The sequence below is a fragment of the Citrobacter sp. Cpo103 genome, from assembly GCF_030332605.1.
Taxonomy (GTDB): Bacteria; Pseudomonadota; Gammaproteobacteria; order Enterobacterales; family Enterobacteriaceae; genus Citrobacter; species Citrobacter portucalensis.
Map to the genome: position 1 here is coordinate 107,998 of NZ_JAOWHO010000026.1, position 26,895 is coordinate 134,892.

General features: G+C 51.5%; 11 protein-coding genes and 1 other RNA gene. 6 read left to right on the forward strand and 6 right to left on the reverse strand.

The genetic code is table 11. From position 1 onward, the window contains the following. Nucleotides 1-108: 108 nt before the first annotated feature. The 6 genes from OGX89_RS08260 to OGX89_RS08285 all read left to right on the forward strand — a co-directional run bounded on the left by OGX89_RS08260 (nt 109) and on the right by OGX89_RS08285 (nt 8,635). The gene (locus tag OGX89_RS08260; protein ID WP_286560253.1) at nt 109-936 is read left to right on the forward strand and encodes a hypothetical protein; all 828 of its coding nucleotides are present in this window, start codon (nt 109-111) and stop codon (nt 934-936) included. After that, nucleotides 911-4,156 carry a DEAD/DEAH box helicase gene (locus OGX89_RS08265; protein WP_077764055.1) on the forward strand — a complete coding sequence of 1,082 codons (3,246 nt, stop codon included), beginning with the start codon at nt 911-913 and terminating at the stop codon, nt 4,154-4,156. Before OGX89_RS08260 ends, OGX89_RS08265 begins: the two co-directional genes overlap by 26 nt. 281 nt (nt 4,157-4,437) lie before the next feature. Then, nucleotides 4,438-5,670, forward strand: coding sequence for an ABC-three component system protein (locus OGX89_RS08270; RefSeq protein ID WP_021530644.1), 1,233 nt, complete (start codon nt 4,438-4,440; stop codon nt 5,668-5,670). After that, nucleotides 5,660-6,325 carry an ABC-three component system middle component 1 gene (locus tag OGX89_RS08275; protein WP_021530643.1) on the forward strand — a complete coding sequence of 222 codons (666 nt, stop codon included), beginning with the start codon at nt 5,660-5,662 and terminating at the stop codon, nt 6,323-6,325. Before OGX89_RS08270 ends, OGX89_RS08275 begins: the two co-directional genes overlap by 11 nt. After that, on the forward strand, nt 6,300-6,716 hold the full coding sequence (locus tag OGX89_RS08280; protein WP_286560258.1) for an AAA family ATPase: 417 nt from the start codon (nt 6,300-6,302) through the stop codon (nt 6,714-6,716). The genes OGX89_RS08275 and OGX89_RS08280 overlap by 26 nt, the downstream gene beginning before the upstream one ends. Before the next feature lie 71 nt (nt 6,717-6,787). Beyond that, nucleotides 6,788-8,635, forward strand: coding sequence for an AAA family ATPase (locus OGX89_RS08285; RefSeq protein ID WP_286560261.1), 1,848 nt, complete (start codon nt 6,788-6,790; stop codon nt 8,633-8,635). Nucleotides 8,636-8,821: 186 nt separating this feature from the next. Here OGX89_RS08285 and OGX89_RS08290 read toward each other — a convergent pair whose 3' ends face one another. The 6 genes from OGX89_RS08290 to OGX89_RS08315 form a co-directional block, all read right to left on the reverse strand. Further along, a complete protein-coding gene (locus tag OGX89_RS08290; protein ID WP_286560264.1) occupies nt 8,822-10,063 on the reverse strand; it encodes an integrase in 1,242 nt (413 codons plus the stop codon). A 204-nt stretch (nt 10,064-10,267) separates the two neighbouring features. Then, nucleotides 10,268-10,631, reverse strand: a transfer-messenger RNA (tmRNA) gene (gene ssrA / locus OGX89_RS08295). 72 nt (nt 10,632-10,703) lie between these two features. Continuing rightward, a complete protein-coding gene (locus OGX89_RS08300; RefSeq protein ID WP_122973896.1) occupies nt 10,704-11,867 on the reverse strand; it encodes a beta-barrel domain-containing protein in 1,164 nt (387 codons plus the stop codon). Between the two features lie 7 nt (nt 11,868-11,874). Continuing rightward, entirely contained in the window at nt 11,875-14,061 is a 2,187-nt protein-coding gene (locus tag OGX89_RS08305) for a type I secretion system permease/ATPase (protein ID WP_125112771.1), read from the reverse strand. Next, on the reverse strand, nt 14,058-15,467 hold the full coding sequence (locus OGX89_RS08310) for a TolC family outer membrane protein (RefSeq protein WP_003826391.1): 1,410 nt from the start codon (nt 15,465-15,467) through the stop codon (nt 14,058-14,060). Before OGX89_RS08310 ends, OGX89_RS08305 begins: the two co-directional genes overlap by 4 nt. 100 nt (nt 15,468-15,567) lie before the next feature. Next, a complete protein-coding gene (locus OGX89_RS08315; protein WP_125112770.1) occupies nt 15,568-26,790 on the reverse strand; it encodes a BapA/Bap/LapF family large adhesin in 11,223 nt (3,740 codons plus the stop codon). Nucleotides 26,791-26,895 lie beyond the last annotated feature (105 nt).

Sequence of the window (26,895 nt, forward strand, 5' to 3'; positions counted from 1 at the left end):
TGTAGTGATTCATTAGCGCAGGATTTTTAAAAACTATTTTTTTTTGGTTGTTTAAATTGTGATGTTTCTCACAATAAAGTGGAGCGCGGCAATAGGGATTCTCGATATATGACAGCACTTGTAACTAAAGTTGTTGAAGTAGATGATGATGTCTGTGGTCTAGTTTGGTCTGTTAATGATCTCAATGAATTGTCCAAATTGATTGCTGTCATTACGCTCGGTCAGGCACAGCACGCAGCAAGAATCATCGTTGAGCTTGAACTCCAGGGGCCAGCATTTTCAAATGGAGAGCTTTATGCTGGAGCCAGAGGACAAATGCGCATAAAAGGTGAGAACGAGAAACAACGTGAAGTGTCTCGCTACCATCGAGATGGATTTCTCTTTGAGTGCATTTCTTGGATTACAGCGCGGCAAACAGCAACAGATCGTACATTTCTTAAAGATCCTCACATTAGTTCAACTACGCAAGGTCTAGATGGCCTTTCGATAACATTGCATCCAGATGAACCTGTTGTTGTAGGTGTGACAATTTTCGAAGATAAATGCACTGAAAATCCCAGAAATAAATTCAGAGACGAAATCATGCCTACCTTCACCGAACATCATGAGAATAAGCGAAGTCGTGATCTTGTAGCTAATGCTGTTAGCCTTATTAGGGAGGGCGGCATAAATGGCACTGAGGCTACACGTGCGGCTGCGAGAGTTTTGGACAAACAGTATAGAACTTATCAAGCAGCGCTTACTGTTGGCTCTAACATTGCCACGGTAAAAAAAAGGAAAAATCTTTTCAAGGGATATAACGACCTTATGCATATAACTAGGAATCAACGCATCGGGGCAACTTTTTTGATTGATGGCGATTTACGAGATTGGTTTCAAGAGCTCGCTAATCAAGTAATTACTAGGCTAAATGAATTTGAGGCAGAAGATGTTTGATGCACTAACCTCTCAACTTCTCCGCTCAGCACCCGACCTGCCCGAACTTAATGCGAGTCAGATACCGCAGTTGCTGACGCGGCATTACGCTGAACTTGTATCCGCGAGACTTAAGGGAAAAGAACAAATCGGGCCCGAAACGGAGCATTGGTCTCTCGATCGTATCGCTGATGCATATGAAATCATAGCTTCTCTCGAGGAGGATCCCGCTTTACGCCGAGCCTCAGCATTCGTGGCAGGTACAGCCCAACAGATTATTTCTAGGCGGTCCAGTGAGTCTGGCAATAGCGATGCGCCTCTCCTCGACCGTGATAGAGTGGATGCATCTATTGCTGCAGCCGTGCTTTTCCTTGCGGCTGAACAGTATGCAGATGCAAATGAGGCTGCGGCTGCAATCCCTGCTGGTAGAGGTCCAGTTGAAATAAAAGTCCTTGTGGATCATATTAGAGACCTTGTTCGCGGGCGCTTAGACTCGATCCTCAAGCGCGCAAATAGTTGGCGGTTGCTGAAGGCAGGTAAAGGAGCGATTCAAAGGCGGGCACTTCGGCTTCTTGCTGCCACTCTTTCTGAAGGCATCGAACTGTTAGCTGTAGACATGATGTCCGCGGAAATACCTGAAGCCGTACCGAAACGATTTAAGAACGCGCAAGAAGCATTTCGCTGCGTTATCGAATTATCATCCCAAACTAATTACAATCTAAGAGATTCGCTCGATGGTGAATTGCTAACAGTATATTCTGGACCGGCACATTTAGCTTCGCTTCTGCTTTCTGCGGCAGATGCGATCGAAAAATCGGCTCTAACCAAGCTATCCCCACCAGATGGGGCTGATAATGCTATTTGGAAAAAGTGGCTAGGTATACGAGCTGTTGACATGCCTTTCGTTTGGCAGAATCATCGAGAAGCTATTAAAGAAGATTTCTATCAAACGGGCACATCAGCTGTCCTAGTCCTACCCACTGGCGCAGGGAAAACAACTGTCAGTGCGCTTAAGATTGCCGGAACACTCTCACGCGGTAAGAAAGTTATTTTCTTGGCTCCTACTCATGCTCTTGTGGAACAGTTAACTGAAGATCTTCAGGCGATCTTCCCACAGGATGAGTTTGGTCTCGAAGTATCTAGTGATTTTGATTCCTTACTTCTAGATGATGCCCAATTACAGGACATAGAGGTGATGACGCCTGAGCGGTGTCTAGCCATGCTGTCATTTTCAGCCACCTCATTTCAGAAAGTTGGTCTTCTCGTCTTTGACGAATGTCACCTTTTGAGCCCTCAGTCGGGAAAGATCGGTCGAGCTCTGGATGGAATGCTATGCCTGTTGGCGTTTAGCGCTGCATCCCCTAATGCAGATATGCTGTTCTTGTCGGCAATGCTTAAAAATGGTCCTCAATTTGCTGAATGGATTGCTGATCTGACTCATCGTCCATGTAAGTCAGTCGACTTACTTTGGAAGCCCAGTCGTCAGGCAAGAGGTGTTGTTGTCTATGAAGAGTGTGAAATCAATGAATCCATTAAGCGTGCCTTGAAGAAACAGAAGAATCTAAATGAAGAAAAAGGCAAAAAAGCAAAGACTTTGCGTGCAGGAGCGAAGCGTGAAATTCTGGGCAAGCCCTATGTTGTCTGGGGTTTACAACATAATTGGATATCCACACCCGATTCATTTGCGTTCACCTCTATCGCTAATGTTCCCCTGCAACTTGCTGGCGGCTTTGACAATGGAAGAGTTTGGGCGACTCCTAATGCCAATGGCATCGCTGCAAATATAGCAGTTAGTGCTAATAACAGCGGCCTCAAAACAATCGTTTTTGTTAACACAAAAGCTGACGCGATTGGGGTTGCCCGAAATATTGCTAGTGAGCTTGGGCAGGTCGTTGTTTTGAATGAAAGTGAGCGGGCTCTTTGGGAGGCGCTGGTACAAGAGTTAGGCGATTCAAAGCACTCTATTTTCGGTGAGACGAATTTTGGTGCAGTTCCACATAATTCAACCATGCTTCGGCTAGAGCGTTCTCTTTCTGAGAAACTTTTTCGACGTATTGACGGCGCACGCGTGATTGTTGCTACGCCTACCCTTGCACAGGGGCTAAATCTTCCCGCTCATTTGGCTATACTTGCTGGAGATAAACGAGCCGGTGAAAATCCAGGTGACCGTGAAGAACTTGAGGCCCATGAGTTATTAAATGCGGCAGCACGAGCAGGGCGGGCAGGACATCTTGCTAATGGTATTGTTATCCTTATTCCCGAACCTATAATCAAATTTATTCATAAAAAAACATTAAATGAGCCATTAAAGAAAAAGCTTGCATCAGTGCTGCCGGAGGATGATCGCTGCGTTGCCATAACAGATCCGTTGGGCATAGTTCTTGACCGGGTAATGGAGGGAGAGCTAAAAGATCGAGAAGTCACTTATACAATCAACCGACTCGCAGCTCTTACAGCTGCCGGTGCAGAAGTGATACCGCCAAACAATTTAATGTCACGATCGTTGAGTGCTTTCCTTGCCATCAAACATTCTGAACAAAAAGAATATAACGAAAAGGTCGAGGAACTTTGGCAGCAAACGAGGAAGGCAGTGGAAGACACTCCCGATGCTAAAGTTGTATTAATAGCTTCGCAAAGTGGCTTACCTCTTGATTTACTTGGGCGGCTTAGGGCTCGTCTGCTGGAAGAGAAAGGTTCTTTGTCCACCACAATTGAAGGCTGGATTGATTGGACGATCGATTGGCTTAAAGATGACTCGAGCGCGCGCGAATATCTATTACGAGATGTATATCGCTCTGCGAGCGCGGCCGTAGGAAAATCAGTCACATATCCTGTAAATTCTGCTGTTCTCAGTGCTCTTACTCCAGGTTTAAAGGCATGGATTACCGGCAAACCACTTAACGCTATAGAAATAAGCCTTGGTGGCGATCCAAATGGTAAGTCCGAAACTGTGAAAATGTGCCCGCGAGCCCGTGAACTTATTTCAACTTTCATTCCAAGAGGCCTGTCTTTTATCATGGGTGTGGTAGCTAGAATGACTGAAGAGCTAGATTTGGCTTCAAGCCAAGAAGATCTTAATGAATCCTTCTTGCAAAGTCTTTCAGCCGCAGTGAGGCGCGGTTTTGATATGGTTGAGAAACTTGAGTTTTCCTACGCAAACAAGAATATCTTGAGCCGTGTCCAATTGCATAAAATTTTTAATGAACGTCAGACGCACTCTGATTTTGATGATATTATTTGAATGTGCTGATTTAAATAGATTTTTCTTTGCCACGCTATCAGGCTTTTCGATACAGGGCTCCACGTTGGGAAGTGGTTGATGATGATAGTGATGAGCAAAAAAATTAAGAAGGGAGGATGTGTTCAAGCAGAATTTCACCGAGTTGATTTTTATGAGGGGGAAGGCGCTGATATGGAACATATCCTCAACTGAGTTTCGGGATTAGATGCGTCGAATAAGGTTTATGCGATTACGCCGAGACTAAATTCAATAGAAGTAAAATAATTGGTGAGGTGAGCAATGTGAGTAATGCACAGGTTGAAAAATATCCAGCTACCGCTGTATCTACATGGAGCGGGTACGTTTACCAAGGAAAAGTTGCGCTCTACCACTGCCTCAAGCTAATAAGTCAAGGCGATGTAGATTTTGAGCTTCAATTGGACAGTAGTGACGATTTTGCTATTTATAAACACGGTACTTTAGTTAGCGCTCATCAAGTAAAGGCTAAGATTAGTAGTTACCGTAGCGGCTATGCTGAAGCTTTGGAAAAATCATCAGCTATCGAATTTGACAGAACCGTGGGGATTTCTCGTTATTTTCATGTTTCCGTCCCGTTAAACGATACTAGCGATTATACTGGAACAAATGGAGAAAACGTCCAATTCTACGTCTATGGTAAGAATAAGTATTGTGGTTTGGGCGAAATCGAAAAATTGACAAAAGAGCTTATCACGCAGATCTGTATCAGCAAATCAGTTACTCTAAGTGAGAATCTTTTACATTATAACTACTGCCTCCTTTCCGAAAAAATTAGTTCCAAAGCAGTAGCAATACACCGCTTAGTTCAAGATGATCGTAAAAAAGCCAACAAAGCCGCTTATGAAAGCAGGATTGTTGCGCAGCTTTTATTAGATGACATATTGATCCGGAATCCTTATAACAGCACTGAGTACTATGCTGTTGATCTGAAGGCTAGGCTACACAGCTACCTTGAAGATAGACTTGACCAAGCATTGCCTAGTATGAGTGATAAAACGTATGCCAGAGCTCGGCGTCTCTTCGAGCACATTCGGATTACGGAGACCAGTGAAATGAAGACGCTCTGTCAATTAATGAAGCCTTCTGAGCGATTTTCAAGCCTTCAAAAAGCAGACATTAGGCGTTATTCCGGGCTGATTGAAGCCATGAATATTGAGCCCATTCTAAAACTATTTCCTCACTACTTAGATGGTGAAAAAAAGTTTTATCTTCCTACTGCCCTTGACCTGCCTTTGATTGATGACCGAGAAGGTTGTACGTCTGATTTGGTGGGAGAAATGGAAAGCAACGGGGAACTTCGTAAACTGCTATTCGAGTACAACCATCTAATTGCATGCAGGTCTTGTGAGTCTTTTACGATTAATACCAAATACACAGATTCAGATGATCTAAGCGATCAGGAGGTTAAAGATCGCATTGATAGTAATTTCACTAAATCATTTTGCCTAAGCATAATGAGTAAAGAAGACGCAGAGGCTAGACTAAATGATAAATAAAATTATTGATGAGGCATTAATCGCTCATGATTTCAAAAAAGAGCATGAGACAGAACTGACGGGATTCTACATTCGTGAATTCGGTTCTGCTATCAGGTTTGCGATCTTACATAGGTTGGATGAGCTTACGAACCCTGCAGCATTAAATGCCGTTATCAACCAATCGGTGCCAGAGTCTTTTATTAATCATCCAGCCTTTAAAAAGAACTGCGATCTTATCTGTGTTCACCGTCTAAAAAAATTAGCAGAGTTCAAAGACTTCGAGGAACAAATATTCGCAATTGAAGAAGATCCTCACTTTTTCAAAAAATATATTCTGTACTATAGCGATACCGAAGAAACCGCAATTCAAGATTATTCATTTGAAAAGCTAGCGGCCACGATATCGGACAAGAGCCAGTTCATTAATTATAAGAGTGAACCACTGGCTGCAACACAATACAGTGTAGCTGCAAAGATTTTCATCAAACTTCCATTTCTCGAACTTCCATTCACAAGAGAGAAACTCGTCTCCTTGCGCCTACAGGCTAGTGAAGCTGTCGCAGAAGAGGGATTAGTGGAAACATATGAAATTATTCAGAAGCTTACTACAAATAATGTCGACGAAATGATCAAGGAGTTGATTAACAATGAGTTGGAAAATAATCCGAATTGAAATTTCTTGCTTTAAAGCGTTTAAGCACATCGATCTAGATTTAGGCACTTCTTCTCTATTGACTCTAGATGGGCCAAATGGATACGGTAAGACTAGTATTTTCGATGCGGTCGAGTTGCTGCTTACAGGCCAGATAAAGAGAATAGACAATCTTTTCTCGACATTAATGACAAAAAGTAAAACAAATTATGATGATAATCTGTTCTGGAATATTCGTTCAGGTAAGAAAGATCTATCGATAAAAATCGAATTTTCAGACGGCGAACGCAAGTTAGTGTTAGCTAGACATACGCCTCGTAAGACGTTCGAAACTAAAGCGAACAACCGTGCTGATAAATTTAAACACTTTTACTTTATGAATTGCCAGATTTTGACTCTAAAGCCTATATAGAATCCAATAAACGTAATGACGAGTTTCTTGATGAAATTTTTGGGAGGAATTTTAGGGAGAATTTCTCATTTTTGAATTATTTAGAACAAGGTCAAAATAAGCTGCTTCATACTCGTGTAGATGAGCGTAAAGATGAGCTAGGGAGCTTATTTAATATTAGTGATATCGCCGCTGAAATTGAAAGCTGCCGATCTGTTTCGGCGAAAATCACCAAGTATTTAGGCGATGAGAAACGCAATGCAGACTTGGATTCCCTTAACAACGAGTGCACTACCTTGCGTGCAATGGTTCAAGCAGATTTAGGAAGAGTTGAATATAAAAAAGTATCTACTGCTGAGTATGAACCCGCTTGGGATAAGGAGAATGTCTTTCCTACATATGCTCCAGACTTTCACACTCAATTATTGGATTCAATACGCAAACTAAGCGACCTTCTTGCTCAGAAAGCAGCCATTCGTATCAGGGCTAATAATGAAACTATAGAAGCTGATGTTAATGCGCACATGGAGTTACTTAATAGCTTGGCTCGTATGGGGGCGGATATCAACAAGCTTGAAGAGCTGGAAGAATCGAAAAAGGAACTCGATCAACACACCACAGCTACAGCCATCATTAAAATGGGAGCTTCAGTCATTACGGTTGAGCAGGCACGTACGTTGAAGGGGTGGCTGCCGAATCGGCTTGAGTGGTTTGAAACGAAGATTACTGAACGTAATGGTCTTCAAAAAGAAAATACAATCAATGATAGCGCTGCAGCCGAATTATCTCGCTTAAAGCAACAACTAATTGATGAACACGCTAAGCTTTACCCGGAAGACCAGCTTTGCCCATTATGCGGTAACAACTGGCAAACCCACCAGTTGATGCTCAAAGCCATTGAGGAAAGAGCCCAGATAATTGCTGATACCTTGAGCACTGATGGTAAAAAATTAGTAAGTTTGATTACATCGATGACCTCTGAACTCGCCATCATTGAGGCAGACATTGCGGAGCGTGAAGCGATCTTGAAGCTTAAGTTCGACGACACACTGTATAAAACTTTGACAGCAGCTAAACCACGTTTAGGCGCAATCCAGCAACTAGCTGAACGGCTCACAGCCGAGGGTATTCAAATCACATACACTTTCAGCAACGACAAAACAGTTGTTGAAGCTAGGCTAGAAGAGTTATGCAATTTGATGCGTGCTAAGAAAACAGAAGAGATGTTTGCTTTACCCGAAGACTGGCGCCAGACCATCCATGCGGTGTTCAAGGACATACAGGACTTCTACATCTGCGTACCACAAGATTTAAAAGATAAAGAGTTATATATCAAGATAAAGGCTAATGAAGCGCAAAGTGGAAGGCTTAAAAAATGCTTGGAAGATCTTCAAAAAATTCAACGCGAGAACGCAGCAGCAGAAAAAGCCAAAGATAAGGTCAACAAGCTGCGTGCGACATTAGTCAAAGCGGAGCAAAAATATGCTGATCAGACCATTTCGGAAATTGAGCTTATTTTCCATATCTACAGTGGGCGACTTATCCAGAACTACCAGCGAGGTCTTGGATTGTTCATTGAGAGTCGAGATGGCAAGCAACTAAGGTTCCTGACAGCGGAAAAGTCAGACCATGATGCAGTTATGTCGATGAGTACAGGTCAAGTCTCAGCACTTAGCCTTGCCTTCTTCCTGTCGCTCAATAAAGTTTATGCAGATGTACCGCTTATTCTCATTGACGACCCCTCTCAGTCTCTGGATGAGGTGAACATAGCATCACTGACCGACTTGCTTCGCTGTGAGCTAAAACATTGCCAGCTCATCGTGTCGTCACATGAGGAAGATATTTCAGCATACATGCGATACCGTTTTAATCGAGCAGGATTGGCAACTAATTCTCTCAACATGCAACAATTAGCAAAAGAAGCGCAGTTTCGTTCATAACTAGAGCTTTATTTGCATGGCGATCAGGAATAGAACCATTCAACTACTTTACCAAGAGTATGTGATTTGGCACTAATTACTAACTACCTGCGTTTTTTCTAATGCATCTATGGCACATCTGTATCTGCTTAATAAGCTTTTACTTGTACCATTTGATATACCAGCTCAAATTTGAGCTGGTATATCTCATCCGATTAGTCGCATTCCTTTCATGCTACCCCCAATCATACTTCCATTATCAGCAGCTTTAACAAAGTCAGACCACCATTGCATCATTGGACGTCGTTGCTCAAGATAATCGCTGCGGTTGTACGCTCGACGTACTTCATTCTTGTCCACATGAGCAAGTGCTGCTTCAATGGCATCAGGAGGGAAACCTTGCTCATTAAGGGCCGTACTGGCAATAGAGCGCAGACCGTGTGAAACGAGCACTCCACCAAAACCTGCGCGTTTTAGCGATGCGTTTACGGTCTGACTGTTCATCGACTGGTTTGGCTTGATGCGGCTGGGAAAGATAAATTCGCGATTTCCACTTAACGGCTTCATCATCTCTAGTATCGCAATTGCTTCATCTGACAATGGAACAGTATGGTCGCGGTTCATTTTCATACGTGCTGCAGGAATCTTCCACTCTCGCGCTTCTATGTCTACCTCTTCCCAGCGTGCTTCAGCCGCTTCGGCAGGGCGGCTAATAGTAAGGAGTTGCCACATGAACAGGCAGCGTGTGGAAAGACTAATGCTGGCTGTTCGCATTGTTTGCATCAGTTGTGGTAGCTGATCCGGTCGAATGCTGGGCATGTTCTTTTTCTGAGGCTTCTCGAATGCTTTACCGATATTAACGCTGGGTACAGCATCAATCAGCCCTGTGTTTTGGGCATAGATCATGACCTCATTAATGCGCTGACACAGGCGACGAACGGTTTCCAGTGCTCCTCTGGCCTGAACCGGTTGGACGGCCTGAACCAGTGTGTGAGCTTTAATATCTGTAACGCTAACGTCGCCAATCGCAGGAAAAACATCTCTCTCAAGAGAGCGCCAGATATCCTCTGCGTAGTCTTCGGTCACACTGGTTTTCTTCACATTCCACCAACGTTCAGCCACGAGCTGGAAAGTATTGGTTTTAGCTTCCAGCGAACTGCGAAGTTGTTCTTGCTGATGTTCCTGAGGGTCGATTTGTTTCGCCAGAAGAGAACGAGACTCTGCGCGATAGTTTCTTGCATCGGCAAGCGTAACTGACGGGTAGGGGCCAATGCTCTTCTTCGCACGTTTCTTGGTGACAGGGCGAATGTAGCGAAACTGCCAGATTTTACTCCCGCTGGATTTGATGAGTAGCTCAAGGCCATCACCATCATAGAGAATGTAGTCCACTTCTTTGGGTTTGGCTGATTCGATTTCCTTAACGGAGAGAGGTTTGGTTTGTCTTGCCATTGCCGGGTTTCCATAGTTTTAGGCACCTCAAAAACAATAAAGCTTTATGAGGTGCCTAACAAGGTGCCTAAAAGGTTCGGATTTAATTAGTTGGCATCAGACTTCGCGGGACAAATTCAAGGCACAAAAAAGCCCGCAGGGCTTGCGCCGTGCGGGCTCTTAGGACTTCATCGGATGACTCTGGTAATCACCGATGGAGAATTTTGGTGGAGCTGGCGGGAGTTGAACCCGCGTCCGAAATTCCTACATCCTCGGTACTACATGCTTAGTCAGTCTTTACATTCGCCTGGCACCTGCGGACAGACACGCCACTACCAGACTAGCCTGATTAGTTTTAACGCTTCAACCCCAGGCAGGGCCTCCACGCGATCTCTTTTGGGTTTGACCTCTCTTTGATCCCCGTCTTAAGAGCGGAAGCTAGGGAGAGAGGGCTCAGAGCAGGTTATTAAGCTGCTAAAGCGTAGTTTTCGTCGTTTGCGACTATTTTTTTGCGGCTTTTTACGAGGCCAACCGCCCCTCGGCATGCACCTTGGGTTTCGCGAATCCCGTCGAATCCAGAATCAGCCCCAATGTGTTAGGACAAGTATAACAGACTTGTGACACGCGTGACCAGCCCCCGTAACCCCTAATCCTCAAGGATTTAGCGCTCGCGCAGCGCTTCTTTTGCGCGATTAAACGGTTTGATTAAATAGTCGACGATGGTTTTTTCACCTGTTTTTATATCCACTGTGGCAATCATGCCCGGTACGATGGAGAAATGGCGTCCCAGTTTGTTCTGTAAGAAGTCCTGATGCGTGCGGATAAACACGCGGTAATAGAAGATTTCCGGTTTCACTTTGTCCTGAATGGTGTCCGGAGAGATGGTTTCGACTACGCCTTCCAGGCCGCCGTAAATGGCGTAGTCATAGGCGGTAATCTTCACCAGCGCCCGTTGTCCAGGATGGATGAACGCGATATCACGCGGCGACAAGCGGGTTTCTATCAGCAGATGATCGTCCAGCGGCACAATCTCCATCATCTCGCCGTTGGGCGGGATAACGCCGCCGATGGTGGTGACCTGGATGTTTTTCACAATACCGCGCATCGGCGCGCGTACGGTCAGGCGGGTGACGGAATCCTCGCGTCCTTTTAAAATCGCCGCCAGCATGTCCACTTCGGCGTTAGCTTTTGACAGCGCTTCCCGCGCCTGCACGAAATATTGCGAGCGCAGGTCGGTGATTTTTAATCCCAGATCGCTTTTTTGTCGTTGCAGGCGCAGCACTTCTACGTGGCTGGCGGCGCCGCTTTTCTCCAGCCGTTGGGTGATGGCCAGTTCTTTATTAACTGAGACCAGGGCATCTTGCAGTTCCGCCATTGAATCCGCAAGCTGCGCGCGACGGCTTTTATACAGGCGAGTTTCGGAGGCGATGAGATCCGGCCAGGCGCGCAGTGAATCGGGAAAGACCAGCGGCAGATCGTTAACTTCGGCATTAAGCCTTGCGCTGGAAGCCAGTGAGGCGCGATAACGGGCGGCGCTCTCCCCAACGTTGGACTCAGAACGGGTAGGGTCGAGGCGCGCCACAATTTGATTGGCCTGCACTTTATCTCCCTCGCGTATCGTAAGCTCAGCGAGAATGCCGCCATCCAGCGACTGCAAGACTTGCTCTCGCGAGCTGGGGATCACTTTCCCGCTGCCGGTTGAGACTTCATCCAGCTTGCCGAAATATGCCCAGATACCCAGGACGGCAAACAGCAGCGTGCTGAGCAGAATAATGCGGCTGGCCCCGGAAAAACGGTGCTCGCGGCGGATATCGAGGTCGTCCATGGCGGCATCATGCGGATTGGTTTTCATTTTTCCACTCCCGACCGTGAGTTGGGGCGGGTGCCCGACTCGCATTTAATGCCTGCGCTTTCGGGGCATCCATAACCAGTTGGCCTTCTTTTAATACCACCACGCGTTCGACCAGCTCCAGAACCGGTACGCGATGGGTGGCGACAATCAATGTACGGTTGCCTAGCCATTGGTTCAGGCGCTGAATAAACTCCCGCTCGGTATGTTCATCCAGCGAGGCGCTGGGTTCGTCGAGCAGCACGATATTGGGCGATCGCAGCAGCATTCTTACCAGCAGGATCGACTGCCGTTGTCCACCGGACAAACCGTTGCCGCCCTCCATAATGGGATGCGCCAGCCCTTTGGCGAGCTGTTTAACGAAGGCTGCCGCGCCGCTGACCTCCAGCGCTTCGAAGATCTGCGCGTCGCTGGCATGCGGCGCGCCGAGGGTCAGGTTCTCGCGCAGGGTGCCGAAAAACAGCCGCGCATTCTGGCTAAGAAAACCGATGTTGCGGCGTAAATCAGCCATATCGATCTGCGCCAGACTCAGGTTGTCGAGCCGGACATCGCCCTGGATAATCTCCACTCCGCCCGCCATGGCCTGCAGTAGGGTTGATTTCCCGGCACCGTTACGCCCGAGAATCGCCACCCGTTCGCCGGGCATGACCTCCAGGCGCGAGATGCGCAGCGGAACGCGCTGATCGTCGCTGTGGTAGCGAAAGTGTGCGTTCTCAAACAGATAATGACCGTGAAAAATCTCCTGATGTACCCGGTCTTCGTCGTACTGCGTTTCGGTGGGGAGCTGCATGATGCTGTCCAACCCCATCTTCGCCGCCTTGACCTGTTGCCAGCGGGCCAGCACGCCGCACAGATTAGCCATTGGGGCAATCATTCTGGAACCGAGCATCGAGGCGGCCACCACGGCCCCGGTGGTCATCGTGCCTTCAATGACCATCGGCGCACCAAACATAATGATGGCGGCGTAGACCAGACTTTGTACCGACATGCCCCAGCCAATCAGCCCCTGAGTCAGCCTGCGCGTGCGCAGCCCGGACTCTCCGGTAATGCGGATGTAGCTGTTCCACTGCTGTAAAAAGCGGTTTTCAGCCTGCATCAGCTTGATGTCTTCCAACCCCTGGACGCTTTCGACCAGCACCGCGTTGCGCAGGGTGGATTCATGGGCAGCCTGGTTGGCGAGCACCGCCAGCTTCTTCTGTAACAGCAAACCGGGCAGGATCATCAGCAGGGCCGCGACGGGCGCTATCCATGCCAGCGGCGGGGCGATAAAAGCCAGCACCACGATAAACAAAAAGAAAAACGGCAGATCGACAATGGTCGACATGGTCGAGGAGGTGATCATCTCGCGAACCTGTTCCAGCTCGCGCAGTTGAGAAATGAAGCTCCCCGTCGAGCGAGGGACGGCGCTGTTACGCAGGCGCAATGCATGGCTGAATACGCGATCGGAAATACGCATATCGGCGCGTTTGCCGAGCAGGTCCATTATGTGGGTACGCGCTTCGCGCAGCAAAAAGCCAAACAGCACCGCCACCAGAACGCCAGTGGAGAGAACATACAGCGTTGGATAAGACTGAGCGGGGATCACCCGGTCATAAACCTGCATAGAAAAGATAATCCCGGCGAGCGACAGAACGTTAATCAGAAAGGCGGCAATCATGACCGGCAGGTAAGGGCGGATGTCCTTTAACACCAGTTCGCGCATCCAGTCGGGCTTGAAGCGCGAAATATAGCGGTCTACCCGACTGTCCTTCAGCGCCGACAGCGGGCGCAGCGCGGTAATACTCACGATCTCCGGCAGAAGCTCTGCGACCGTGAGCCGGTTACGCTGGCCCCCTTCGGCGATGATAAACACATCCAGTGCATCTTCGCCGTTGAAATGCTCTATCACCATTAGCTGGCCGTCGCGCAGTTCCGCCACCACCGGCAGATGCCACTGACCGAACGCCTGCGTGGCGGTATCCAGCGCATGAAATGACAGGCCCGCCTGACGCGCCAGTTGCGACAGGGCCGTTGCCCGGCTTTTTCCCGCAAACCACGGGGCGTTGGCCTGGATTGCGCCGGGAGAACAGGCCACGCGATAGTGATTGGCAATATGCGTCATCGCCTGCGCCCACTGGCTAAGAGCGTGTTCGCAAATCGCATCTTTTGCATGTGAATCGAGGTCGCTCATAGCTTGATCTCCACCGATTGAATGCTGCGATTATTTAAGGCGAACGCCTGGCGAAGCGAGCCAGTGTTATAGAGGCAGTTCAGCTGGAGCTGGTGCAGCTGGTTTTGAGTCTGGAGTTCGGCAAAACGGGCCTGATACACCTCTTGCTCGGCGTTAAGCACGTCGAGAAGCGGGCGCGAACCGAGGTCCAGATACTGCTGTTGATAAAGCTCGCGCGTTTGTTCACTCAGTCGCTGCTGGCGGCGCAGAATCTGCAGGGCGGTGGCGAGGCTCATTGCCTGGCTGCGGGACTCCAGTAATTTTTGTCGTACTTCGAGTCGGGTGCGCTGGATGGAGTATTGTGCAGACTCTACCGCATGGCTGGCGGCGTTGCGCCTGGCGGTGAGTCCGCCCCCCTGATACAGCGGCATCTCAACTTTTACCCACGTGGAGTACTGGGTTTTGTCGAGCACCTCATGGCTGGGGTATTTGTCGTTGAGATAATGCTGAACCGACGGCTCCAGAGAGATGGTGGGCGTCATCTGCGCGTTGGCGTAATCGAGATTTGCCTGTGCCACATTCGCTTGTGCCCAGGCCGCCAGAACCGCGGGAACCAGTTTATCTTCCGGTTTGACCACATCGCAGCTGCTGTCCAGTTTGGCCGGGAATTCGTTGCTGATGCCGTTAAGTGAGTTCCAGCCGAGGTAACTCATCAATGTGGCCTTACTGCTGTCGAGATTGGCCTGATACTGCGCCAGCTGAGAACGTGCAGACTCGATACGCGCATCGGTTTGCACCACGTCGGACAGCGAGGTTGCCCCTTCATCATTGCGTTGTCGGGTCAGTCGACCAATGTCGTTTAAGGCGGTGAGCTGTTCTTCGGCGGCATCCACCATTTGTTGCCACGTCTGCACCTGGACTATCGCGTTGGCGGTTGCGTGGGCGATGGTATCAATACTGAGTAACACATTCGCCTGCTGTTGTGCGGCTCCGGCGGTCTCGGCGCGGACCTGGCTTGCGACTTTACCGAAGTCGTACAGCATTTGTGACACCGAAATAACCAGCGCCGGGCTAAAGCCGTGGTCGGTATAGGTATTGCTGTAACCGTTATTCATTCCGGCAGAAACCTGCGGGTAATATTTCGATTTCGCCACGTCTATCTGCTCGTTTTGTGAGAGCAGTTTGCCGATCGATTCACGAATAGAAGGATGCCAGCTCACGGCACGACTTACCGCGTCGTTGAGCATCAGGTTGCCGGGGGCGGCAGCGCTCAGCGGCAGATCGGCAACCGCGCCGTCCAGCGAGGGAAGCATCTGGCTGGTGGCCAGTCCTTCCGGCGTAATAATTTGCGGTTCATCTTCGGCATTCACCCGCAGGGTACAGAGCGTTAATGCCAGAAGTAATGCAACAGGCGCGACATTTTTCATAGTTTATCCCTTACAAAATACGGCAGCGACGACTGTTATTGCCCCGGACGTCATGGCATCCGGGGCTGTAGTTATGGCGCTTTAACGCATTGCGTTAACGTCAGGGTACGATGTGATTTTGTTGCACCAGCTCATCGAGCGTGGTGTGTACGTTCTCCAGCGTTATGAGATTGGTTGAGTGATATGTGTTGCCCGTACCGTCGCGGTCGATGGCAATCACCGTGTTGTTACCGCTGGTGGTTACGGTGAGGTAGTTGCCGAGCGTAGCGTTCTGCCCGTTCCAGCCCACCAGCAGGTCGCCGATATCGATTTTGTCACCCTGGGCCAGCGAGAAGTTGGTCCAGGTATCGGTAGCACCATTGCTAATGTTGCCGCCGGTAGCGTCGTTGGCGTTGAGGAGGTGATAAATCAGCGTATCGCCGTAGACCGATCCGGTGATCACGTCATGCTGTGCGGTGCTTGCCATCTGCGGATTCATATTGATGGTCAGCGTAGCGGTGTCCGTATGCCCGTTTTGGTCGTTAAGCGTATAGGTAAAGGTCTCTTTGCTGGTGATCGATGCTACGGTTGTACCCGGCTTCAGCGTGTAGATGTATGAGCCATCAAGGTTCATGGTCAGTGAACCATAATGACCCTGAATTGTTGCGCTACTGGCGCTGCCGGCCGGATTAAGGGTGGCTGTACTGCCGTTAAAGCCGGTTACGGTGAGCTGGGTATGGACGGTTGAGAGCTGATCGTGCGCACCTGCGGCATCACTGCCATCAAAAATATTGCCATTCACCGTGGTGGCGTTAACGTCATAGGTATTGAGGTGCCATGTCGTACCCGTGACGTTCGGCGTAATACTGACGTTGCCAACTGCCAGTCCTCCCATCGTTCCGGTGAAGCTGATGTTGTAATGGCCTGCGGCTAACTCAGCATTACCCAGTGAGACGGCAATTGAACTGCCTAACAGGCTGATGGAACTGGCGGGTATCGAGCCTGAAAGCGAGAATCCGTCAGGACCGGTTATGGTCCAGGTCACGCCCAGCGTACCAACGGTGATAAGCGTGCCGATGCTGAAGTTAAGCGTGGCACCTTTCAGAACGTCATTTGTCGCGATATCAAACGAACCTGTACCGGTTGCTTTGCTCCCCAGTGTCGGAATTGTTGCTGTTCCCAGCGCGCCGCTTCCGTATGCAGCAGAGTCCTGAACGGTACTCACCGCCATCGTGCTGCTGACGTCATTTACTGCATCCAGCGCCTGCGGTGTTGGTTTGATATTCAGCGATGCACTGCCGGTATCGCCGTTTGGCGCTTTGACCTTATAGACGAAACTGTCCGGCGTATTGATACCGTCTGCGCCCAGTCCGCTTCTCAGCGTGTAGGTGTAGTTCCCTTTCGCATCAATAGTCAGCGTGCCGTACTGCCCGTTAATGGTGGTTGTACCCGTTCCGTTTACGGTGACACCGTTAACTTCGGTGATAACGGTATTGGCCGGAGCCGAGTCGTTGACCAGCAGGTTTCCATTGGTTGTCGCACTCAGGCTGTCGACGGCGTAGGTGTGATCGGCCTGGATATTCAGGGTATAGCTGGTCAGCAGCGTCAGACCGCCGGAGGCGTTAAGCAGGAACAGATAGTCACCGCCAGGCAGGGTGATGGTGTAATCCGTTGAGCTACCTCCTAGCAGCGCCGTGACCCAGTTGGGCTTCACGCGGAACTGCTCATACTGCTGAATGGACTCGTTGAAGCGATAAACATAGAGATCAAAACCGCCAACCGTGACGCCGAGAACGCTGGCCTTGACGGTCAGCGTGCGGGTTGCGCCATCATCCACATTAAATTTGATCGGATTGGTTAAACCGTTAACCAGACTGACATCCAGCACATTGCCCAGTCCGACGTTGGCGAGGGTGAAGCCGGTTTGCTGTGATGTGCCATGATCAACCGCGATGACCTGCGTCCCGTAAGTCAGCGCAGCCACATCGTCTGCCGCGGTTACCGTACTGGTGGTGGGCGCCTGACCGAGCGTTACCACCAGTTTTGCCGAGGAGTGATCGCTGCCATGCGTCAGCGTGTAGGTGAAACTTTCGGAACGGCCATACACCGAGATTGACGTATTGGTCAGGGTATAGGTGTAACTACCGTTCTGATTGATATGCAGGATGCCGTATTTCCCCTGCACATCAATGCCGCCCGCCGGGATGTTCACGACGTTGCCGTTACCGTCGGTGATGGCGGTGACCAGCGTGCCGGAAGGGGCATTATCCTGCCCGTTGGCGGGATCGGTATCGGTGATGATATTCCCGGATTCCGTGGTACCGCCGGTGATGGTCCCTGCGCTGGCTTTTACCACTGAGACATCAAGGCTGGTGTATGCCCCGGTCGCCAGCAGGTTGGTGTTGTAGCTGACCACGCGGTAATCACCGCCAGTCAGTCCGCTGTAATTGAGCGTTACGCCCGAGGCGCCCAGGGTAAGCAGGCTGGCAAAGTTTGGTTTCCCGGTATCCACCACTGTCACCCAGGTATTCAGCGCGGTGTCAAAGCGCTGGATGACGACTTCAAGCGTGTTTAAAAGCGACAGCACCACGCCGGTTGCAGCGGCATTGATCGTAATGGATCCGCTGCCGCCAGAGGCGATGCTGAAATTCACGCTTGCCGTATCGTTCCCCAGCACGTTGGCGACATTTCCCAGCGCATTGACCAACAGGAAACCATAATCGCTTTGATGCTCGGTGCTGACGGTGACATCGGTTTGTAGCGGCAGGCTGGTGACATTGTCTTCAGCCAGCAGCGGCAATACTGGTGCGAGAGCGTTTGTCGGCGATGAGGTATTTCCCGCCGCATCGGTCGCCGTGGCGGACAGCGACTGCCCTTCAATCTGGCGAACCGGCAGGTTGACGCTGTAGACACCGCTGCTGTTGGCGATTGCCGTCACGCTGGTGCCGCCGGGCAGAGAAATGGTGACGGTGCTTCCCGCTTCGGCGACGCCGCTGACGGTACCGCCATCGGCGCTGATCAGGATCGTTGGCGCGGTCGGTGGTGTGGTGTCCACAATTACGCTGAACGAACCGGACAACCCACTTGCGCCGTTGGCGTTGGTTGCCGTGGCGGTAAACGCATGGTTACCTTCGCTGAGTGCACCGGATGGGGTAAAGCTCCAGATCCCGTTACCGTCTGCGGTCGTGAAGCCCATTAGCACGCCGTTGTTGTACAGATTGATGACGGCGTTAGCCTGCGCCGTTCCGCTGAGCGTTGGCAGGGTGTCATTGGTGGTTTTACCGGGAGCGACGGGTCCCATGATAGTGCCGACGTCATCGAGCACGCTGGCAATAACAGGCGCAGGTGGTACGCCGGTAAACGGTGCCAGCACGTTACCCGCCGTACTGATGTTGCCTGCGGCATCCTGTGCGCTGACCAGCAGAGTTTGCCCACTGATTTGCGGTGGGTTCAGAGTGAAGGTGAAATTACCGGAGGCGTTGGCGGTTGCCGTGCCGAGCACCGTTCCTCCGCTGGAGGTAATAATGACCGTGCTGTTTGGCTCGGCAACGCCGGTGAGCGCGGTGCCGTTGGCGTTTACCGCCAGCCCGGTTGGGATACCCGGGGCAACGGTATCGACCACGATCGCTGCCGCAGACGATATGCCACTGGTATTACCCGCACTGTCCGTTGCAGTGATGGTAAACGAGTGGGTACCTTGTGCCAGCGCGGTAGTCGGGGTGTAGCTCCAGTTGCCGCTGCCGTCCGCCGTTACGCTGGTGACAAAGCTGCCGTTATCATAAATATCAACTCGCGCGTTGGCTTCCGTGATGCCGTTTAACGTTGGGCGCGCGTCATTGGTCGGCTGATTGCTGCCAATCGGCCCGGTGTTTGGCCCGACATCGTCAATAATGCTGCTGATTGAAGGCTGCGTCGGCGCCGTGGTGTCAACCACCACGCTAAAGCCTGCCGTCGCGCCGCTTGTGTTGCCCGCCGCATCGGTGGCGGTGACGGTGAAGGAGTGCGATCCATTTGCCAGCGGTGTGGTTGGGGTAAACGACCAACTGTTATTGCTTTGCACCAGCGCGGTACCCAACAGGGTGCTTCCGTCATAGATGCTGATAGTGCTGCCTGCCTCGGCGGTGCCGTTCAGCGTCGGACGTGCATCGTTGGTCAGCTGTCCGTTGCTGAGCGCTGCATTGAACACGCCGCCTGCGATATCATCCACCACAGAGACCAGCAACGGGACGGATGGTGCAATGGTGTCGACATTAATCGTAAACCCGCCTGAGACAGGACTCACGTTCCCGGCGGCGTCGGTGGCGATGGCGGTAAACACATGCTGACCGTTGCCAAGTGTGGTGGTCAGATATTCCCAGGTGCCGTCTATTGTCGCAGTCACCGTTGCCAGCAGCGCGCCATTATCGTAGATGGCTACCCGGGCACCGGCTTCCGCTGAGCCGCTGAGTACGGGGCGGGTGTCGTTGGTAGAGGCTCCGTTCGATAGCGTTCCGGTTCCCGGCTGCACGTCATCAAACGCCTGGATAATCGTTGGCGCAAGCGGGGCGACGGTATCAACAACGATGTTAAATCCTGCAGATGTCGGGCTGACGTTTCCGGCCGCGTCGGTGGCTGTTACCGTCAGCGCGTGGTTACCGTTGCTAAGTTGGGTTCCCGGTGTGAAGCTCCAGGCGCCCGTACCATCTACAGGAGCAGATCCGATCAGCGCTCCGTTATCGTAAATTTTCACCGTGGAATTGGCTTCTGCCGTACCGCTAAGCGTCGGGAGTGGATCGTTCGTGGCCTGACCGTTGTTCAGATTTCCAATCAGTGGGCCGACATCATCCGCAACCTGAGTAATCACTGGCGCTGTCGGTGCCAGAGTATCGACAGTGTAGGTAAAGCCACCAGAAGGCAGGCTGGTATTGCCTGCGCTATCTGTAGCCGTGACGGTCAGAGTATGCTGGCCGTTACCCAATGCCGCGGAGGGTGTAAAACTCCAGCTTCCGCCTGCGCCGACGATGGTGGTGCCAATGGCCTGACCATCGCTCAGGACGGTAATCGTCGCGCCAATTTCACCGGTACCGCTGAGCGCCGGGCGACTTTCGTTGCTGATTTGCCCATTGGAGATTGGCCCGGTTGTCGGCGCGGTATTGTCCTGAACGGTCAGAATTACCGGTGCAGACGGGGCAATAGAGTCCAGCTCAATAGTAAACGATGATGATACTCCGCCTGTGTTCCCCGCCTGATCTGTGGCAACGACGGTGAAAATATGTTGCCCCTGTCCCAGTGGAGCATCCGGAGTGAAGCTCCAGTTACCTGACTCGTCCACCTGAGTTGTACCTATTTCAGCGCCGTTATCACGGATCGTGATGATGGCGCCAATCTCGCCTTTGCCGTTCAGGGTAGGCTGCGCATCGTTTGTAAGCTGTCCGTTGGTCAGCGCGGTATTGCCGGGCTGATCGTCAATTACTGAGGTAATGCTCGGTGTGGCTGGCGCCAGCGTGTCGACGACGACCACAAATGGTGGCGTTGTCGGGCTAATGTTACCCGCGTTATCTGTAACGCTGGCAGTCAGCGAGTGGCTTCCTTCTCCGAGAGCAGGGACAGGCGTAAAGCTCCAGTTGCCATTTTCGTCGCTGGTGGTTGTGCCGATTACCGTGCCATTATCGCGGATGGTAACAACCGAATCCGCCTCGGTAACGCCAGCAAGCGTTGGGGTATTATCATTGGTCAACTGCCCGGAGGTCAGGGGCTGGATCGTACCAACGTTGTCCGTGACCGTCACAATAGATGGCGCATTCGGTACCAGGGTATCGACAATGATCCGGAAATCACTGGATGGATCTCCCTGGTTGCCAGCGGCGTCCGTTGCGCGGGCGGTAAAGAGATGATCGCCTTCTCCCAGCGGTGCTGTCGGGGTAAAGCTCCAGAATCCGTTACTGTTTACGGTCGTTGTGGCATAAGCGATACCGTTATCGTAGAGGGTAATGGTTGCCCCGGGTTCGCCAGTTCCGTTGAGCGTCGGACGTGAATCATTTGTAATTTGCCCTTTATCCAACGATCCAGTTCCGGGGGCAACATCGTCGATAATGCTGGTGATCGTTGGCGCTTGCGGTGCCGTCGTGTCGATGGTGATAGCGTAGTTGGGTGACTGACCGCTCAGTATGCCATTGACGGTTTGCGCCACAGTGAAGTTATAGGTTACGCCATTAGTCAGTGGGTCGGGTAACTGATAACTCCATGCGCCAGACACGGCATCGGCAGTTACCGTGATGGGGAGCAATGTGCCATTTATATAAATATTAACAGTCGCCCCTGCTGTGGCCGTCCCTTGCAGCAACGGTAATGTGTCATTGGTAGTTTTACCGTTGCCAATTACCCCCATGATGGGTGCAATGTCATCAACGATCTCAAGCGTTGGTGGATGAGGAACGCTGGAGGTTGCAGCGTTAAACGTTGTCGGATCGCTTTGATTTCCAGCGGGATCCTGAGCGATGGCGTTGAGCGCCTGACCGGTTGTTTGTGCTGGCGAAATTGTGACAGCGAAGTTACCTGAACCGTCTGCGATCCCTTGGCCGAGGATCGTGGTACCGCTGCGAATGATGACGGTACTGCCTGGATCGGCAGAGCCGCTAACCAGCGTACCTTTCGGGTCTACGCTGGTAACCGTAGGCGTTGCAGGCGGCAGGGTATCGACAATCAACGTCAGCGGGTTATCTGCTGTCAGTGAGTTACCTGCGTCATCCACGGCGCCGAAAGTCAGTGTGTGAGTGACATTGGGCGTGAGGGGGACATCCACACTCCAACTGCCGTTAGCAGCAACGATAGCTGTCGCAATGGCGATGGGATTGTTACCATCGAAAATCAAAATCGTACTGCCCGGTGTGCCGGTACCGCTAATGGTTGGCGTTGTATCGTCCGTGACGCTGCCGCTGGTTAGCGAACCGGTAAAGACGCCAACGTTATCCTGGATATCCGTGACCTGCGGCAACGTTAACTTCGTGTTGTTAACCGTAAACGAAATGCTGTTTGAATTGTCGCTGACGTTACCTGCGGGGTCAGTTGCGGTAGCGCTTAATGTGTAGTTTCCGTTTGCCAGCGCAGTCCCGGGGGTAATACTCCAGGTACCGCCTGCCACCGTTGCAGAGCCGATCACCGTACCGCCGTTATACAGAGTGATGATGTCTCCATTGACACCTGTACCACGAATGGTTGGCGTGGTGTCATCGGTCACGGCGTTGGGCGCAAGGTCACCCATGATATCGCCGACGTTATCATTGGCGGCGATAATCACCGGCGGCGCAGACGGCGTCGTGTCGATGTTCAGTGTTATAGCTGTTGATGGCTGGCTGACGTTGCCTGCCGGATCGGTTGCGGTGAGGGTTACCTGGTAAGTACCTGGAGTAACCGGTGCTGGCGGAGTAAAGCTCCAGGTTCCGTCTGCACCTACTGTTGTCGTTCCCTGCAAAGGGGGAGTGCCGTTCAGATAAATGGTAATCAAATCCCCGACGTTTCCCGTGCCGCTAAAGGTTGGCGTGGTATCGTTGGTGTTGCCGTTAGTGACCACACCTGTTACCGGAGCCACATCGTCGGTAATGATTGGCGCGGCTGGTTGTGCGGGAGGTGTGTTGTCTACCGTCAGGGTAAAGCTGGCTGATGGGATCCCCGTGTTGCCTGCAACATCAGTCGCTGTAGCGGTGAATTTGTGCGGTCCGTCGGCGAGTGAGGTTGGGGTAAATGTCCAGGTGCCGTCTGGCTGTACGGTGACGGTGCCAATGGAACCGCCATTATCATAAATCGTAATCTTCGCGCCGGGCTCGCCGGTTCCGGAGAGTTCGGGATTTAAGCTCTTGGTACTGCTGCCGTTACTCAGCGTTTGTAGATTTGTCCCAATCAGACCTTCTGCGGAGCTGATAACTGGGGCTGCTGGTGGGGTGGTATCAATCGTTAGCGTAAAGGTCCCGGCATTACTGGCGTTGCCTGCAACGTCCGTGGCAATAGCGGATAAATTGTGTGAGCCTTCACTGAGCGGTTGGTCGAGTTGAATACTCCAGGTGCCTCCGGGCAAAACAGTCGTGCTTCCAATTGGCGTAGTTCCATCATAGAGAGTGATCTTAGAACCGTCTGTTCCGGTTCCTTTCAGCTCTGGCAAGGTATCGTTTGAACGGCTTCCGGTAGGCAGATCGATCGGTGCATTCCCAACGTCGTCGGTAGCAGCCAAAATGACAGGATCGCCTGGCGGTTGGGTATCTACGGTAACGCTGACCACTGTGGGTGAGGTGATGACATTACCGGCGGCATCAGTTGCCGATACCGTAAACTGATGGGTGCGATCGCTGAGCACCTGATTCCCCGGAACGGTATAACTCCAGGTACCCGAGCTGTCGACAAGAATAACCGTCAATAACTGAATGCCATCGTACAGGTTCACCAGTGAACCTGGCTCACCGGTACCCGAGATGGTTGGCGTATTGTCGTTGGTGACCCAACCGTTATTTGCAACGCTGCCCGTAATGCTGCCAACGTCATCGTTAACCAACGTTATCACTGGAACAGTTGGCGCAATGGTATCGACAATTATTTTCCAGCTTGCCGCGCTGCTGGTGTTATTCGCGGCGTCTGTGGCTGTCACCGTGAAGATGTGAGCGCCCTCGCTTAGCGCCGAGACTGGCGTATAGTTCCAGTTACCGTTGATATCAGCGACAACGGTCGTCAGCAGGGTGCCGTTATCGTAAATTTTGACCTGAGAACCTGCTTCGGCGGTGCCTTCCAGCTTAGGTTTGCTATCGTTGGTGACATCGCCGTTTTTGAGAGGGCCCTGGTACATGGGCTGGTCATCCGTCACGGCGGTGATGATGGGTGTTCCGGGGGCGGTAATATCCGGAGCCACCGCGGAAGTTGGCTGACTCTCGTTATTGCTGCTGTCCGTTGCGGTAACTTTTACCGTTTCGCCGTTCATTTTCGACGGCGTAATCGACACCGTGAAGTTGCCGCCGCTGTCTGCCTGGCCTGTGCCGATCTGATTACCATTGCTGTCTTTTACGGTGACGGAGCTTCCCGCTTCAGCATGTCCGCTTACAGAACCACCGTCCCCGGCGACGATGACGCCGGTAGGAGCGTCAGGTGCCGTGGTATCCGGGGCGGTAATCGCGCTGTTGCCGCTGATATTGCCAGCCGCATCCGTCGCGTTGGCGACAAGATGTTCTCCGTTGGTCTGCGGCGGAACCAGCGTGGCGGTGAATTCTCCGTTCGAGCCGGCGGTTGCTGTTCCAATTATCGCGCCACCAGGATCCAGAATATGTACCGTACTGTTGGGTTCCGCCATGCCGGTAACCTGATCGCCTGTAGGATTAATCACCAGATTAGCTGGCGGTTGTGGTGCTGTGATGTCTGGCGCGAGCGCGGTTTCCGGTTGGCTTGGGTTCCCGGCGGGATCGGTGGCAATAGCGGTAATGGTTTCACCATTGGTCTGTGGCGGGTCAATGGTGATGGTAAATGAGCTATCCGTTCCGGCGACGCCGCTGCCGATCTGAAGACCGTTATTATTATTGATGGTCACGGTACTTCCTGGTTCGGCTGTACCGGTGACGACAGAGCCGTCGGCAGATACGTTCAGATCGTCCGGCGCTGACGGTGGCTGAGTATCGATAGTGATATTGAATGCCGCTGACGTTCCTCCCGTGCCCAGGTGGTTGGTTGCTGTGGTGGTGAAGGAGTATGAGTCGTCCTGCAAGTTGGTGTTGGAGGTCCAGGTCCAGTTGCCGCTGGAATCGGCAAGCACGCTTACAACAAGCGCACCGTTGTTATAAATGTTAACCGTGCTGTTGGCGTCTGCGGTACCCGAGATCGTAGGCGTTGGGTCGTTGGTGGCCTGATTATTGTTCAATGGTCCAGTTGAGGGGGTAACATCATCCACAATGCTGATGATAACGGGTACGCCCGGGTAGCCAGAGTTAGTGGCATTGAAGGAGGTATCTGGCCCGACGTTGCCTGCCTGGTCCTGAATCTTCGCGATCAGCGCTTCACCGTGCGTCTGTGAAGGTGAAATCGCGATGACGAAATTGCCGGTTTGATCAACGGTAGTTGAACCCAAAACCTGATTATTACTACCGATGATAATGACCTGGCTTCCCACCTCTGCACTACCGGTTACCTCGGTGCCTTGCAGGTTTACGGAGGAAATGACCGCGCCTTCAGGCGGGGTGGTATCAACGGTGAATGTCGGTACACTCGTTTCCGTGCTCACGTTACCCGCATCGTCAGTTTGCGTCAGCGTCAGATTGTGAACACCGTCGCTAAGCGGTGTATCCGGTGTAAACGTCCAGTTACCATTGTCATCCACCTGAACCATGCCAATCAGAATGCCATTATCAGAAATACTGATGTAAGAGCCCGCCTCACCAGTGCCTGTGAGTGTTGGAGTGGCATCGTCGGTTATGCCGTTATTACCTATCAAGCCTTTAATGGAACCTGAATCGTCAGTTACTTCTGTGACTACAGGGGCGTCGGGGGCAAGCGTATCGACAATAATCTCCCAACTGTCCGACATGTCGCTGCTGCCCGTACCGTCTGATGCACTGACGGTAAACTTGTGGGTACCGTCTGCGAGCGGAGAGGATGGCGTAAACGACCAGTTGCCGTTGGCATCTATAGTGACCTGGCCGATTTCGACGCCGTTATCAAAAATATGCAATGTGGCATTTGCGGGGCCGGTGCCCTGGAGAGTGGGCGTATTATCGTTGGTGGATTCCTGCTGATTAACAGGACCAGTAATCAGCTCCTGGTTATCGATTATGCTGGTGATAACGGGTACGTCAGGCATGTTAGGGGTTGTTGTTGGCGGTGAGCCGCCATCCCCATTATCACCGTTGCCATTTCCGCCATTTCCGCCATTTCCGCCATTTCCGTTTCCGGCGTTATTATCACTCCCGCCGCCGCCGCCGCCGCCGCCACCACCTGCCGCGAGGCCAATTCCGCCTGCGACCGCGATCCCACCAAGAACCCACGGCCAGACGGCGCCGCCTTCATGGCTTCCCTCGGCAGTCATTAGTGGAGTGAGATCGTCCAAATGCTGGAAATGGAATGCCCCATCAGTATCCTGAACCCACCACAGCGCACCATTACTGTCTTCCAGAACAAGCTGGTTTTGCGCATCACCTTTTCCGACGTAGAAGTTCTTAATGGTGATGGTTTCACCTGAGCGGAGTGTGACAACCAGATCCTGATTAACGCGTGTCAGTTGACTCACCTCCTCACGCGACACCGACAGTTTCACGATAGAAGGCGAACTGAGCGTAACTTCAGAGGATTCAACATTTGTGGAAACGCCAGTTAATTTTGATACAACGGCGAGTAGACGCATATGTTCACTCCTGATGGCATGTCGGGAGTATTAATCCGCAACAGCGCGCTGGGAAAATGAGCAGACAGGGGCCCCGTTCATCATAAAGATGAATTTAGACATGTA